The following is a 13,665-nucleotide window of genomic DNA, read 5'->3' on the forward strand; positions in this document are numbered from 1 at the left end:
CGCCGGCGGCCCCGGGACCCCGCCGTCACTCGACGAGCCGGATCGGGTCGCCGTCGAGGGTTGCCGTCCACGACGTCGTGTCCGCCGGGCTCGAGCTCGGGCCGTAGTAGAACTCCAGCCGGACCCAGCACCCCGTCGGCGAGGAGTCGGTGCACGAGTACGTCGACGGGATGGGGACCGTGATCGTCTGCCATCGTCCGTTGTACGTGCTGCTCACCGAGATCTGGCAGGTCGGCAGCGACCCGTTGACGCGGCCCTTGCCGGTGCACCCGGTGAACGACCCGCCGCTCTCGATCGGCGGCACCACCGTGACCGTGCTGCCGGCCGTCGCGCCGTCGCCGATGTCGTAGAGGTTGACGTTGAGGAACTGCCCGCTGGAGTTCGTCGGCACCCGCGCGAGGAAGAACTTCGAGGTGCCGTTCGGGGTGTTGCCGTACATCACCATCTTCGAGAAGCCGGCGATGGAGATCTTGTCCTTGTCCGAGCTGTTGGTCCCGTAGGCCCGCAGGGCGAAGCGGTTGTGCCCGTCCTCGGTGTCGGCCCCGAGGCCGTTGGTGTGGATCTGCACCGCGTAGGTGCCGGCGGGCACCGGGCCGCTGATCCGGCACAGCCGCACCCAGCGCCGGAAGTTGTCGGCGACGTCGGGGCGCGCCGCGTACTGGGTGGTGCGCTTGTCGAGCACCTTGTTGAGGTCCCCGTAGTACCCGTCGAAGGTCTTCGGGGCGCAGCTGCCGCCGAGCTGCGGCCAGGCCGTCGGCTCCCACGGGTTGCCGGCCGGCCCGCGGAGGATGAACTCGGTGTCCGGTGCCGACGCCGAGGAGAACGGCTGGTCGCCGGTGCACCACGAGGTCGTCCCGCCGGCGTACCGCGTGGACGGGTTCGAGACGAGGGCGGCGTCCGGGTAGGGCAGGTTCTTCGCGTTGTTGAGGTTCGCGGCGCCGAGGGTGCAGTAGTCACCGACCGCGACGAACGCCGGGTCGAAGGCCTCGATGGTGAGGTTGCTGACGGCCTGCCGGAGGGTGATCGTGTAGACGTGGCCCAGCGGGTCGTAGTCGACGTTGTCGTTGCCCGGGCAGCCGTCCGAGGTCGCCGCGGTGCACGTGTCGTTCTGGAAGGCGTCGCCGCTCTGCTTGTTCGCCGCCGGGCTCCCGATGTTGGCCCAGAACTGGCCGGTGTTGTCGCAGTTGCTGCTCGCCGTGCTGCCGGCCTCCGGGTCGTCCCCGAAGCGGTTGCACGGGCTGCCCAGCGGCACCGGACCCGCGAACTCGGCGACGGCGTGCCGGGACACCGCGGTGCTCGGCAGCCCGAGGAACCCGCCGAAGATGTTCTGCACCTGGGTGGTCACGTCGACCCGCAGGCGCGTCGAGCCGCCGGCGAGCGCCGCGGAGACCGTGGTCCCGCCGCCGTTGGTGAAGCCGTTGCCCGTCGCGTAGTCGCGCGCCGTCTGGTAGGCGGCGGTCCGGTCACCCGGCAGCTTGGTCACGCCGGCGAGGGCGGCGGCGTCGGCGGCCCGCTGCGCCCGTTGGCCCTCGAGGTACCAGTGCCCGACGTCGACCGCGAACGCCGAGAAGCCGAGCAGCACGACGAGCAGCAGGGCGGACGTGACCGCCACGTAGCCGCGCTCGTCGCGGCGGCGTGGACGGCGACGGGCGCGCGCGCTCAGCGCGAGGGGGACGGAGGGACGGGTCCGGGGACGGGGACGAGCCACGGGGACTCCTGGGGGTGAGGCGGGTGCGAGAGAGGGGTGGTGCTGCCGACCGCCGGGTGCCCGCACCGCGCCGCCGCCGACACCCGGGGTGTCGGTCGCTGCGGCGCCGCGGTGCTCATGTCACTCGACCAGTCGGATCGGGTCGCCGTCGAGGCTGGCGCTCCACGACGTCGTGTCGGTCGGGCTGGACCCGCTGCCGTAGTTGAACTCCAGGCGGACCCAGCAGCCGGTCGGCGAGGAGTCGGTGCAGGAGTAGGTGGACGGAATCGGCACGGTGATGGTCTGCCACTTGCCGTCGAAGCCGCTGTTCACCGTCACCTTGCAGTCGATGAGCGCGCCGTTGTACTTGCCCTTGCCGGTGCAGCCGGAGAACTTCGCGCTCGAGCCGTTCTCGGCGGGGGGCACGACGCGCACGTAGCTGCCCGTGCCGGCCCCCTCGCCGATGTCGAAGAGGTTGACGTTGAAGAACTGCCCGTCGGAGTTGCCCGGGATGCGGGCGAGGTAGAAGGTCGAGGTGCCGTTCGGGGTGTTGGCGAAGAGGGCCATCTTCGTGAACCCCGCGACCGCGATGTTGTCCTTGTCGTTGGCTCCGGAGCCGCGGGCCCGGAGCGCGAAGCGGTTGTGACCCTCCTGGGCGTCGGTGCCCTGCCCGTTGGTCTTCACCTGGATCGAGTAGGTGCCGGCCGGCGTCAAGCCCGGGACCTTGCAGAGCTGGACCCAGCGCCGGAAGTTCAGCGCCACGTCCTTGCGCGCGTTGTACTGGCTCGTCGTCTTGTCGAGCACCTTCGAGAGGTCCTCGTTGAACCCGTCGAAGGTCTTCGGGGCGCAGGTCCCGGTCATCACCGGCCAGGCGGTCGGCTCCCACGGGTTCGCCCCCGGCGAGCGGATGGTGAACTCGGTCGTCAGCAGGCCGATGTTCTTGGTGTTGGAGTTCGGGAATGCCGAGTCGCCGGGGCACCAGTCCCCCGGGCCGGTCTGGTAGCGGGTGGCGGGGTCGGTGACGAGGGTCTTGCTCGTGTTGAGGCCCGCCGCGCCGCTCAGCTGGGGGTTGTCGCACTTGGCCCCGGTGACGACCTGGGCCGGGTCGAATGCCTCGATGGTCAGGTCCGTGACCGCCTGACGGAGGGTGACCGTGTAGACGTACCCGTTCTCGTCGTAGTCGGTGTTGGTGCTCCCCGAGCACCCGTCGACGCCGCTGGTGCAGGTGCCGTTCTGGAAGGCGTCGCCCTGGGTCTTGTCGGTGCCGTAGTTGCCGACCATCGCGAAGAAGTTGCCGGCCGCGTTGCAGCTCGTGCTGTTGTAGGTGGTGCTGTTCTCGGGGTCGTCGCCGAACCGGTTGCACGGGCTGCCGAGCGGAACGGGGGCGGCGAACTCGGCGACGGCGTGCCGGCTGACGGCGGTGGTCGGCAGGCCGAGGAAGCCACCGAAGATGTTCGCCACCTGGGTGCTGACGTCGACCCGCAGGCGCGTCGAGCCGCCGGCGAGCGCGGACGAGACGGTCGTCCCGCCGCCGTTGGTGTAGCCGTTGCCCGTCGCGTAGTCGCGCGCCGTCTGGAACGCGGCGGGGCGGTCGCCGGGGAGCTTCGTCACGCCGGCGAGGGCCGCGGCGTCGGCCGCCCGCTGGGCCCGCTGGCCCTCGAGGTACCAGTGCCCGACGTCGACCGCGAACGCCGAGAAGCCGAGCAGCACGATGAGCAGCAGGCCGGACACGACGGCGACGTAGCCGCCCTCGTCGCGGGTCCGGCGGGAGGCGGCGCGGCTCACGGCTGGCACGTCTGGGTCGACGGCTTGGGCTCGAAGCTGAGAACGGCGGACTCCTCGATGGTGATGTTCGTGAAGACGAACTTGGTGAAGGCGCTGTGGCGCACCCGCATGTAGACGCCGACGCGGTCCGGGCCGGCGGTGTTCGTCGCCGACTTGGCGCAGGCCTTCTGGTCTGCCGCGGCCCAGTTCGAGTAGGTGGGGGCGAACGACGTGCCGTTCCACGTGAACTTCACGCAGGTCGTGCAGTCCGCGAAGCTGCTGGCCCCCGACGGGAACTTGTTGGCGGCGTTGGCCTTGTACACCCAGAGCTGCTGGACCTGCCCGCGGTTGAAGGCCGACCCCTCGGCCATGACGCTGTTGACCGCGTCCTGGGCGTAGGTGCTCATCCGCGGTTCGGCCGAGGCGGTGCGCACACCGGCGCGCACGGCGCTGGCGACCGAGAGGTAGTCCTTGAAGAACATGCCGAACTCGATGATGCCGACGAGCAGCATGATGAAGAACGGGGTGACGAGGGCGGCCTCGACGGCCACGGCTCCTCGTTCCCGGTGGGGGCGGCGGGTCCTCGTCATAGCACCGAGGCGCAGGCCTGGGTCGTGGGGATCTGCTCGAGACGCATGGACACCCGTTCCGTGACGACCTTGTTGTTGGCGAACATCACCGGCGCCTTGTGCGTGTAGCGCACCTGCACGCCGACCGAGTCGACGATGGTCCCGGCGCAGGCGTTGCGGACCAGCCAGGTGCCCGCGGGGGCGCTCAGCGCGCCGGTGGCGTTGACGGTGTACTTGACGCAGGTCACGCCGGGGCAGGCCGGCGGGGAGACGAGGTTGCCGGCGACGTCGTTGGCCTCGTACACCCAGATGTCGACGACCCGCGTGTAGTCGAGGTCCGACATCGCGCTGACCGCCTGGCCCGCCGCGCTGGCGGCGAAGGTGGTGCTCATCGGGTCGGCCGAGCCCATCCGGGCGCCGGCCCGGGCGGCGGAGGAGACCGAGTAGGTGTCCTTGAAGAACATCGAGATGTCGATGACGCCCGCGAGCAGGAAGAACAGGAACATGAAGACGAGGGCGGCCTCGAGGGCCACGGCGCCTTGTTCGTCGCGCCGTGCCGCGCGGGAGACCGTACGCAGGGGACGCGGACGCAGCCGGTGCACGGCGGACCCCTTTCCCTGCGCGACGATTCTGGGCGGAACCGACGCTAGGGCGGGGTGACGAGGGGTGGCGACGGGTCCGAGGGGTGAATCGTCCGAACGGCCGAGCAGGAACGGCCGTGTGGCCGCGGGCGGTTCAGGCCTCGGCGCTGCCCCGCAGGACGCGCAGGTGACCCCGGCGGGCGACCTCGCCGGTGACCTCGGGGTGGGACGGCGGGGGCTCGGCGGCCGGGCGGGGGCGGCCGGCCTCGCGGACCGCGTCGGCGAGGGCCAGGAGGTCGTCGGAGCTGGGCTCGGGGTCCGGGTACTCGGTGGCGAGGCGCAGGACGTCCCAGCCGCGGGGGGCGGTGAGGCGCGTCGCGTGGTCGGCGCACAGGTCGTAGGTGTGCGGCTCGGCGTAGGTGGCCAGCGGACCGAGGACGGCCGCCCGGTCGGAGTACGCGTAGGTGAGCGTCGCCACCGCCGGCTGCCGGCAGCCGGTCTTGGTGCACTTCCGCGACAGGTTCACGCACGTGACTCTAGGCGGCGGGTACGACGTCCCCTCGGAGGCACGCCGTAGCATCGGCCGGGTGACCGCCCGCCGCCGCGACCGCCACGGCCGGGGCCACCGGGGACCCCTCGCGTGGCCCACGGTCCCCGCGATGACCACCCGCCGCGAGCGCTTCGACGACCTCGTCCTCGACGCCGCCGACCGGTTGCGCCCCCATCTCGGGACCCGGTACGCCGGAACCGAGTTCGCGGTTCAGGACGTCCCCCCCACCGACCCGGCGCCGTGGGAGGAGCAGGTCGCCCCGCTCGGTCGGCTGCTGCGGGCGACCGCGTCGCGCACCGACCGGGTCGTCGTCTACCGGCGGCCGGTGGAGGCCCGGGCCCAGGACGACCAGGACCTCGCCGACATCGTCCGCGAGGTCGTCACCGAGCAGGTGGCGGCCCTCCTCGGCGTGCCGCCGCACGAGCTCGACCCGGACGCCGACCCCGACCGCTGAGGGGCCGGCCCCCGCTCGTCGCGGGGCCGGTCAGGGCAGCGGGAAGGCCCGGCTGACCGGCGAGGTGACGGCGACCGGCTCGAGCGGGATCTCGGACAGCACGAGCCCCGCACCCGAGCCGGCGACGGACACGATCCCGCCGCGCAGGCTCCCCGACCCCCCGGTGCGCTCGACCCAGACCGCCGAGGCGCCGGCGAGGTCGACGTCGGCGGCGCGGTCGGCGAGCAGGCTGACGGTGCGGGTGCGCTGCTCCCCGTCGACCACGAGGGTGAGGTCGGCGGTCGAGGCGCCGCCGGTGCTCACCAGCCGCAGTGACCTCGAGACCCCCTTGGTCGACGGGAGCGCGGCCCCGCCGAGGCCGTCGAGGGCCGGCGCGGACGTGGCCCAGCCGATGTCGCCCGCGGCCTTGGCGTCACCCGGCACGCTGAGCACCGCGGCGGCGACGGGGACGTCGGACCGGACGACGACCGAGTAGGCACCCGGCGGCACGGTGGGCAGCGCGAGCTCGGCGACGCCCTCACCGGGGACGGTGACGACGGTGTCCTCCGTCGTGGCGACCGGTCCGTCGCGGCCGAGGAGGGTGACGCTGGCGACGGCGTCCTCACCGCCCGTGGACACGACGCGCACGGTGGCCCGGCCCGAGCCGAGGACCGCGGCGGGCACGACCTGCACCGACGAAGGCGCGTCGGCGGGGACGACGGTCTCGGCGCCGCGCGGGGTGCTGCCGACCAGCCAGGTGTCGGTGAGGGTGGCGTGCAGGCCGCCGCCGTCGGCGACGACGTGCACCGCGGGCGTGCCCTCCTCCCCCGCCACCGCGTCGAGGAGCAGGGTGCTCCGGCCCCCGGGGGGCACCGTCTCGGTGCGTGCGGGGGCGACGGGGCCGGCCGTGCCGTGGACGGTGACGTCGGCGGTGACAGGGTTGCCACCGGGGTTGACGAGGACGAGGCGCTCCTGGCGCCCGGCCCCGGACCCGCCGCCGAGCAGCCAGAGGTCGGAGCCGGCCGCGAGGCACGGGGTGGTGACCAGTCCGCGGAGGTCGCTGCGGCCGCTGATCCACTCCTGGGTCGCGGTGACCGCGGGGGCGAGGGACCCGGTGGCGCGCACCGCGACCGGGCCGGTGCGCGGCAGCGGTGACTGTGCGGCGGTGGGGCGCCCGGACAGCTCCTCGAGGGTGGCCGAGCCGCCGGTGAGCCGCGCCCGTCCGTCGCCGGTGGCCGGCACGGGCAGGAGGGACTCCGGGCCGGACGCGGCGGCGACGAGGCCGCCGACGCCGACGTCGTCGACCCCGCCGATGCCGCTCAGCTCGTTGCCGGGGCACATCGTGTCGGTGCTCGTCGCGAGGCTCGTCGGCGCGACGGGGGCCTCCTCGGCACCGCTCGCCGCGGCGAGGTCGAGGGTGTCGGCGTGCGTGGCGGCGACCCAGACGAGGGCCGCGGCGAGGCCGCCACCGACGACGACGCGGGTGGCCGCGGGGAGGCCGGGGCGCAGGCGGGCGAGGCGGCTCATCGGGCCACCACCCGGGTCTCGCGCCGGCCGAAGGGCACGGCGAGGAAGGCGAGCACCGCGAGGGCGAGGACCTGGCCGAGGTGCCACCAGCGCTGCGGGTCGGTGAGCGTCACCGTGAGGGTGCCGCGGCCCGGGGGCAGCTCGTAGGTGGGCGACGCGGCGTCGGCGACCGGTGGGAGGACGCGCCGGTCGACCTCGACGACGGCGTGCTCGGCCCAGCCGGCCGGCTCGGCGACGACGAGGCGCGCACCCTCGGGGACGTCAACGGTGGTCGACGTGGCCCCGTGCGCGCCCGTCGTGACGACGAGGGTGGTCGCGCCCTTGCTCTCCATCCGGAGCCGGGGCGGCGCGACGAGGGACTCCGAGGCCCGGCCGGTGGGGCTGAGCCGCCACAGCTCCCAGCCGTCGCGCGGCGAGATGCGCTGGAGGCCGTCGGTGGCGTCGAGGCGACGCACCACCTCGGGGACCTGGCCGCCGCGGACGGCGAGCAGGTCGGCGGCGGTGGCCCCGACGAGCGCGCCGCTGCCGGGGACCGCCCCGAGCAGGCCCGTGACGTCGGCGGCGACGGCGGCGTCCGCTCCGGGCTCGCCGGGCAGGGTGCGCACGAGCGTGGCGTCCTCGCGGCCGACGAAGCGGTAGGCGGCGCCACGGTCCCCCGGGACGACGAACAGCGAGCGGGTCGCGAACGCCCCACCGGCCTGGTCGACGGCGACGGCCGGGCGCGGGTCGCGCCACGGGGCGAGGCCGCTGCCGAGGGTGCCGACGACGACCCCGCCGACGAGCACGGCGACCGCGGCGGCGGCCGTGCCCGCGACGAGCCGCAGGAGCACCTGCGAGCGGCGTCGGGCGGCGAGCACCGGGAGCACGTCGAGCCCGTGGGCCAGCGCGAGGACGAGGACGAGGACGACCGGGAGGAGCATCGTGCCCGCCCACGGCGTGATGGCCTCGCCGGCCGGCTCGACGCCGGCGGGGACCGTGCCGAGGCGCAGCCGCGGCGCGACGAGGGCGAGGGCGAGGAGCACGGTCAGGAGCGCGGCGAGCACGGCCGGCGCGCCGCGCCAGGTGCGCCCGCGGGCCAGTCCGGCGAGGCCGAGCGCGACGAGCGGCACGGCCGTCCAGACGAGCGGCGACCCCGCGCCGCCGGGGTCGAGGAGGGCCAGGCGCCACGCCGCCGGGGCGTCCCCACCCCACTGGGCGAGACCCGTGCCGGCGACGACCGCGGGCCACGACACCGACCCGGCGACGAGCACCCACGGCGCGAGGACGGCCGACGGGACGAGCGCGGCGACGAGCGCGTGCCCGCGGACCCCGCGGCGCACCACCGCGAGGACGAGGGCGAGCACGACCGCGAGACCCGCGAGGACCGGCGCGAAGGCGCCGAGGACGGTGGTGGCCAGGGCCGTCGCGAAGGCGCTCGTCGCGGTGGACCGGCGCGCGGCGACGAGCCACAGCCCCGCGGCGACGGCCGGGAGGAGGACGAGCGCGACGACGGCGCCGAGCCGGCCCTGGGCGACGGCCGCCGCCGCCGGGCCCGAGCAGGCCCACGCCACCGCGCCGAGGGTGCGGACCCAGCGCCGGGAGGCCGCGACGCGCAGCGCGAGGTAGGCGGAGAGGGCCGCGGCGGGCATCGCGAGGAGGACGACGAGGGCGACGACGACGCCCCCGGGCGAGACCGGGTCGGGGACGAGCGGCAGGTGGTCGACGAGCCAGGCGGGGGCGGCGAGCAGCGCGCTCGCCGGGCCGGCCTGCTCGGGGCCGCCGAGCCCCGGTCCGGACCAGCCGTCGCGCCAGGCGTGCCAGAGGCCGCCGGCGTCGGCCCGGGCGCCGACGAGCTCGCCGCCGGTGAGGCCGTTGCCGAGGCCGGTGACGACGCCGAACCCGAGCGAGCGGCCGGCCGCGACCGTCGTCGCGAGGGCGAGGAGGACGGCGACGACGCCGGGATGGCGGACGACCTTGACGAGCCAGGAGCGCGGGTTGAGGTCGGCGGCCTCGTCGCCGATCGGCGGCGTCGGCGGGACGAGGGCGTGGTGCACCGAGTCGCCCCACGAGGTGAGGACGGCGCGGCGCGGCTCGAAGACCGCGTGGAGGTCGCGGCGGCGCACCTGCGGGCGGTGCCGGGTGCGCCAGCGGGCCCGCCAGCCGCGGACCGGGTCGAGGGAGGTGAGCGAGGCGACCTCGGCCCACGCGCTGCGCGGGCGCTTGAGGAGGAGCAGGCCGAGGGCGGCGAGCACCGAGCTGACCGCGACCCACGCGGCGAGGAACGGGGTGGCCCACCACGGGGCGCGCGCCATCGCGACCCGGCGGGCGGCGCGGCGCCGGGCGCCGGTGGTGGCGGTGGCGACGGCGACGCCGGGGCGCGAGCGCACGCGCGAGGCCGGCACGACGACGACCCGCCGGCCGCTGGACTGGGCGCGCCAGCCGAGGTCGAGGTCGGCGCCGACGTCGCCGAAGCTCGTCTCCCAGCCGCGCAGCCCGACGAGCAGGCCCCGCTCGACGAGCGAGCCGGCGAAGGGCACGGCGAGGACGTCGGTGGTCGTGTCGTACTGGCCCTGGTCGGGCTCGCCCGGCACCGGGCGGGCGAGCAGCCGCCCGCCCCGGGTCGTGCGGATGGACACCGCGCGCAGCCGGTGCGGCGCGTCGACGTCGACGTGCTTGGGGCCGACGACACCCGTGGACGGCGAGCGCCGCCACGCGTCGACGAGGCGGACGAGGGCGGCGGGCTCCGGGTGCGTGCCGACCGGGAGGAACCACAGGAGGGCCGGGGCGGCGGGGTCGGGCTCGTGGTCGAGGACCGCCCGGTAGGCCGCCCGCCGGGCCGAGGAGCGCGGGTCGGCCGCCACGACGGAGACCGGCAGGTCGCGGGCGGCGCGGCCGACGACCTCGGGCAGCGTGCGCCCGGCGTCGGGGTCGCCCTCGGGCAGGACGGCACCGGAGGTGCGGTCGAGGACGAGGACTTCGTCCGGTCGCAGGGTCTGGGCGGCCAGGGCCTCGAGGACCTCGCGGACGCCGCCGGGGTCGCGGTGGGTCACGACCAGCGCCGTGACGACGGGAGCGGCCGCACCGGCGGAGGAGGCCGGTGCGGTGTCGACGGGGCGCGGCGGGGCCAGCGTCATCAGCAGGGGGCGGTCGGCAGGGGGAGCCCCCGCGTCAGACCGCGCGCTTCTTCAGCTTGCGGCGCTCCCGCTCGGACAGCCCACCCCAGATGCCGAAGCGCTCGTCGTTGGCCAGCGCGTACTCGAGGCACTCGGACCGGACCTCGCACCCGACGCAGACCTTCTTGGCCTCGCGGGTGGAGCCCCCCTTCTCCGGGAAGAACGCCTCCGGGTCGGTCTGCGCGCAGAGGGAGCGCTCCTGCCAGGACAGGGCACCCTCCTCGGGCTCGACGTTCCCGAGCATCCCCTCGACCAGAAAGAGCTCGTGCATGGTTCCTCCTCGACCTCGACCCGTGCACCCCGGCCGGTCGCTCCGGAGGTACATGCATGGAATTACACGCGTGTCATGCCACGCTCGTCAAGCCGTTCGGTGTTATCGGGTGGATTTCACCCGAACGGTCACCTGTGGTACGCGAGTGACGAAGGTGCCGGATTCGGTCCCCGCCGGTCGGGCTGGGAGACTGCGGCCATGCGCATCACGGCCCTCGCCGGGGGCGTCGGGGGCGCCCGGTTCGTCCGGGGCCTGCGGCACCACCTCGACTCCTCCCCCGCCCTCGCCGACTCCGAGGTCACCGTCGTCGCGAACACCGGCGACGACATCAGCCTCTTCGGGCTGCGGGTCTCCCCCGACGTCGACACCCTCCTCTACACCCTCGGCGGCGGCGTCGAGGAGTCGCAGGGCTGGGGCCGGGCCGACGAGTCCCACGTCGTGCAGTCCGAGCTCGCCGCGTACGGCGCGCTCCCCCAGTGGTTCGCGCTCGGCGACCGCGACCTCGGGACGCACGTCGTCCGCTCGCAGTGGCTCGCGCAGGGGGTGCCGCCGTCGGAGGTCACCGCGCGGCTCGCGGCCCGCTGGGGGCTGCCGGAGCGGCGCATCCGGCTGCTGCCGATGACCGACACCCCGGTCGAGACCCACGTCGTCGTCGACGACGAGGACGGCGGCGAGCGCGCCGTCCACTTCCAGGAGTGGTGGGTCCGGCACCAGGCCTCGCTGCCCGCGAAGCGTTTCGTCGTCGCCGGTCTGGACCGCGCGGCGGCGGCGCCGGGCGTCCTCGACGCCATTCGGCAGGCCGACGTCGTGCTGCTGCCCCCGAGCAACCCGGTGGTCTCCATCGGCATCGTGCTGGGGGTGCCGGGAGTGCGGGACGCGTTGCGGGGCACCGCTGCTCCCGTCGTCGGGGTCTCGCCGCTCATCTCGGGCCGCCCGGTGCGGGGCCACGCCGACGCCTGCCTGCGCACGGTCGGGGTGCCGGTGACCGCTGCCGGGGTCGCCGGGCTGTACGAGGACTTCCTCGACGCCTGGCTCGTCGACCCCGCCGACGCCGGCACCACGCTGCCCCGGGCCCGGGTCGAGGCCTTCGACGGCCCGCTGCTCATGACCGACGTCGAGGCGACGGCGCGCATCGCCGCCCACGCGCTGCGGCTCGCGACCGCGGTCTCGGCGTGACGTCGGGCGCCGCGGTGGAGGTGCACGCGCTCGCCGGGGTGCCCGAGGTCGTGGCCGGTGACGACCTCGCCGGTCTGCTCCTCGCGGCGCTGGCGGCGGCCGGGCGGCGGCTCGAGGACGGCGACTGCCTCGTCGTCTCGAGCAAGGTCGTCTCCAAGGCACGCGGGCTGACGTGGGACGGCGAGCGGGCGGGCGCGGTCGATGCCCACACGCGCCGGGTCGTGGCGGAGCGGGGTTCGGCCTCGGGGGTCACGCGGGTCGTCGAGTCGGTGTCCGGACCGGTGATGGCCGCCGCGGGCGTCGACGCCTCGAACACCGGGCCCTCGGGCGCCGTGCTGCTGCTGCCGGAGGACCCGGACGCCGAGGCGGCCGGCCTGCGGGCCGCGCTGCTCGCCGCGGCCGGGCTCGACCCGGGCTCGCGGTGCGGGGTCGTGCTCTCCGACACCGCGGGTCGCCCGTGGCGGGCCGGGCTCACCGACTTCGCGCTCGGGGCCGCCGGCCTCGTCGTCCTCGACGACCTGCGCGGCGGGGTCGACCACGACGGCCGGCCGCTGGCCGTCACCGCCCGGGCCGTCGCCGACGAGGTGGCGGCCGCCGCGGACCTCGTCAAGGGCAAGGCCGACGGGGTACCGGCGGCGCTCGTGCGCGGGCTGCCGGCGGAGTGGTTCGCGCCCTCGCCGGCCGCCGCGGGTGCGCGCTCGCTCGTGCGCACCGGCGCGGGCGACTGGTTCGCCACCGGCCACGTCGAGGCGCTGCGGGCGGCGCTCGGGGTGGCGCCGGGGTCGGCGGAGTCGGCGGCGGTGGGCATCCGGTCCGTGGCGCCCGAGCCGCTCGCCGAGCGCGTGGCCCGGGTCGTGGCGCTCGCCCTGCACGATGTCGAGGACGGCTCGGCGGACGTGTCGGTCGGTGCGGACGCGGCCGAGGTCGTCCTCGCCGCGGAGGACCCCTACGACCTCGGGCGGCTCGTCGTGCGCGCCGAGGTGGCGGCGGCGTCCGAGGACCTCGTCGCCGAGCTCGCCTCCCGCACACCGACGTCCGCCACCCTGCGCCTCACCTGACCCGCGCCGCCTGACGTCCGGTCCGAGCCCGGTGGGAGTCTCGACCGGGTCCGGACCCGTTCATCTCTCCCATCGCGGCACTCAGCCGCGGACTGCGCAGCCCGCCCGCCGGCAGGGCCCGGGACGGCCCGGCCACCCCCGGGCCGCGAGCACTGCGCCGACCTCGATGGCGGTGCGGCACGGCGTCAGGGCGACGTCCGGCCAGAACACCCGAGTGGTGAACTCGCCCTCCCCGGCCGCCAGCCGGTCACGACGTCCGTCGCGCACCCGCTCGGACCACCGCTCGTGTCCGAGGCGGCCGTCGACCTCGACCACCGTCGCGTACGCCTCGTACACCGTGTCGTGGGTGGCGCCGCGATCTCGAGCCACCTGACGGCGCCCCCCGGGGAGCCCGTGCGCGCGCTCGACGTCACGGACGTAGCGGATCTCGGCGGCACTGTGCGTCCCGTCCCCGACGTCCCCGAGGACCTCGCGCAGCAGGCCGCCGTGGCGGTGACCTCGGCGTCGCGCCAGCTCGGTGGCGAGGGAGGTGGACGACACGAGGCCGGACTGGACGGCGCGACCCACCAGCGCCAGCGCGGCGTCCTCGTCGCCCTGGCCCGCGCAGTCGACCACGGTGACGGCGGTCGCCGTCCTCCACGGGTAGGCGGTGTCGTCGAGGGCGTCGTGGAAGCGGGTCATGCGACGGATGCGGGTGCCCGGTGGCGCGTCGACCCGACGACGGTGCGGCACACCGATCTCGATCACCGGAGGGGCCGCCCGGACCAGCCCCCGGACGTGTGCTGCCGACCGGCCGACGAGGGCAGCGTCGACCTCGGTTCCCGGTGACTGCACGGCGAGGAACGCCGCGCAGGCCCGGACGTCCCAGCCGGTCCGGCCAGGGGTGGTCTGGTACAC

General features: G+C 75.6%; 12 protein-coding genes. 3 read left to right on the plus strand and 9 right to left on the minus strand.

The features are described from left to right. Window positions 1–25: 25 nt before the first annotated feature. The 5 genes from JQN70_RS11185 to JQN70_RS11205 form a co-directional block, all read right to left on the minus strand. The gene (locus JQN70_RS11185; protein WP_307835931.1) at window positions 26–1,708 is read right to left on the minus strand and encodes a pilus assembly protein TadG-related protein; all 1,683 of its coding nucleotides are present in this window, start codon (window positions 1,706–1,708) and stop codon (window positions 26–28) included. A gap of 120 nt (window positions 1,709–1,828) precedes the next feature. Further along, a complete protein-coding gene (locus JQN70_RS11190; RefSeq protein WP_204131423.1) occupies window positions 1,829–3,472 on the minus strand; it encodes a pilus assembly protein TadG-related protein in 1,644 nt (547 codons plus the stop codon). After that, complete coding sequence (locus JQN70_RS20945) at window positions 3,469–4,002, minus strand: TadE/TadG family type IV pilus assembly protein (RefSeq protein ID WP_204131424.1); 534 nt, start codon at window positions 4,000–4,002, stop codon at window positions 3,469–3,471. Before JQN70_RS20945 ends, JQN70_RS11190 begins: the two co-directional genes overlap by 4 nt. A gap of 35 nt (window positions 4,003–4,037) precedes the next feature. After that, window positions 4,038–4,553 (minus strand): TadE/TadG family type IV pilus assembly protein, encoded by a 516-nt coding sequence (locus tag JQN70_RS11200; RefSeq protein ID WP_204131425.1) that lies wholly within the window; start codon window positions 4,551–4,553, stop codon window positions 4,038–4,040. A gap of 202 nt (window positions 4,554–4,755) precedes the next feature. Beyond that, on the minus strand, window positions 4,756–5,127 hold the full coding sequence (locus JQN70_RS11205) for a DUF3499 domain-containing protein (protein WP_204131426.1): 372 nt from the start codon (window positions 5,125–5,127) through the stop codon (window positions 4,756–4,758). A 61-nt stretch (window positions 5,128–5,188) separates the two neighbouring features. Here JQN70_RS11205 and JQN70_RS11210 point away from each other — a divergent pair, with 61 nt between their 5' ends. Further along, window positions 5,189–5,605 (plus strand): metallopeptidase family protein, encoded by a 417-nt coding sequence (locus tag JQN70_RS11210; protein WP_307835932.1) that lies wholly within the window; start codon window positions 5,189–5,191, stop codon window positions 5,603–5,605. 30 nt (window positions 5,606–5,635) lie between these two features. On the opposite strand, the gene JQN70_RS11215 is transcribed toward JQN70_RS11210, so the two are convergent. The 3 genes from JQN70_RS11215 to JQN70_RS11225 are packed head-to-tail and all read right to left on the minus strand — an operon-like array spanning window position 5,636 to window position 10,507. After that, window positions 5,636–7,111 carry a DUF5719 family protein gene (locus JQN70_RS11215; RefSeq protein ID WP_204131427.1) on the minus strand — a complete coding sequence of 492 codons (1,476 nt, stop codon included), beginning with the start codon at window positions 7,109–7,111 and terminating at the stop codon, window positions 5,636–5,638. Then, the gene (locus JQN70_RS11220; RefSeq protein ID WP_204131428.1) at window positions 7,108–10,224 is read right to left on the minus strand and encodes a glycosyltransferase family 2 protein; all 3,117 of its coding nucleotides are present in this window, start codon (window positions 10,222–10,224) and stop codon (window positions 7,108–7,110) included. The genes JQN70_RS11215 and JQN70_RS11220 overlap by 4 nt, the downstream gene beginning before the upstream one ends. 34 nt (window positions 10,225–10,258) lie before the next feature. Continuing rightward, window positions 10,259–10,507, minus strand: a complete 249-nt coding sequence (locus JQN70_RS11225) for a WhiB family transcriptional regulator (protein ID WP_204131598.1) — start codon at window positions 10,505–10,507, stop codon at window positions 10,259–10,261. Between the two features lie 225 nt (window positions 10,508–10,732). On the opposite strand from JQN70_RS11225, the gene cofD reads away from it, so the two are divergent. Together cofD and cofE are read left to right on the plus strand one after the other, a co-directional pair. Next, entirely contained in the window at window positions 10,733–11,710 is a 978-nt protein-coding gene (gene cofD / locus JQN70_RS11230) for a 2-phospho-L-lactate transferase (RefSeq protein ID WP_204131429.1), read from the plus strand. Beyond that, a complete protein-coding gene (gene cofE, locus JQN70_RS11235) occupies window positions 11,707–12,768 on the plus strand; it encodes a coenzyme F420-0:L-glutamate ligase (RefSeq protein WP_307835933.1) in 1,062 nt (353 codons plus the stop codon). Before cofD ends, cofE begins: the two co-directional genes overlap by 4 nt. A gap of 81 nt (window positions 12,769–12,849) precedes the next feature. On the opposite strand, the gene JQN70_RS11240 is transcribed toward cofE, so the two are convergent. Beyond that, on the minus strand, window positions 12,850–13,665 hold the full coding sequence (locus tag JQN70_RS11240) for a hypothetical protein (protein WP_239111440.1): 816 nt from the start codon (window positions 13,663–13,665) through the stop codon (window positions 12,850–12,852).

The sequence above is a fragment of the Phycicoccus sonneratiae genome (assembly GCF_016887965.1).
GTDB classification, from domain to species: Bacteria; Actinomycetota; Actinomycetes; order Actinomycetales; family Dermatophilaceae; genus Phycicoccus; species Phycicoccus sonneratiae.

Coding starts and splice junctions, on each gene's coding strand:
- JQN70_RS11220 (WP_204131428.1), bottom strand. CDS start 10,224: ATGACGCTGGCCCCGCCGCGCCCCGTCGACACCGCACCGGCCTCCTCC.
- JQN70_RS11225 (WP_204131598.1), bottom strand. CDS start 10,507: ATGCTCGGGAACGTCGAGCCCGAGGAGGGTGCCCTGTCCTGGCAGGAG.
- cofD (WP_204131429.1), top strand. CDS start 10,733: ATGCGCATCACGGCCCTCGCCGGGGGCGTCGGGGGCGCCCGGTTCGTC.
- JQN70_RS11215 (WP_204131427.1), bottom strand. CDS start 7,111: ATGAGCCGCCTCGCCCGCCTGCGCCCCGGCCTCCCCGCGGCCACCCGC.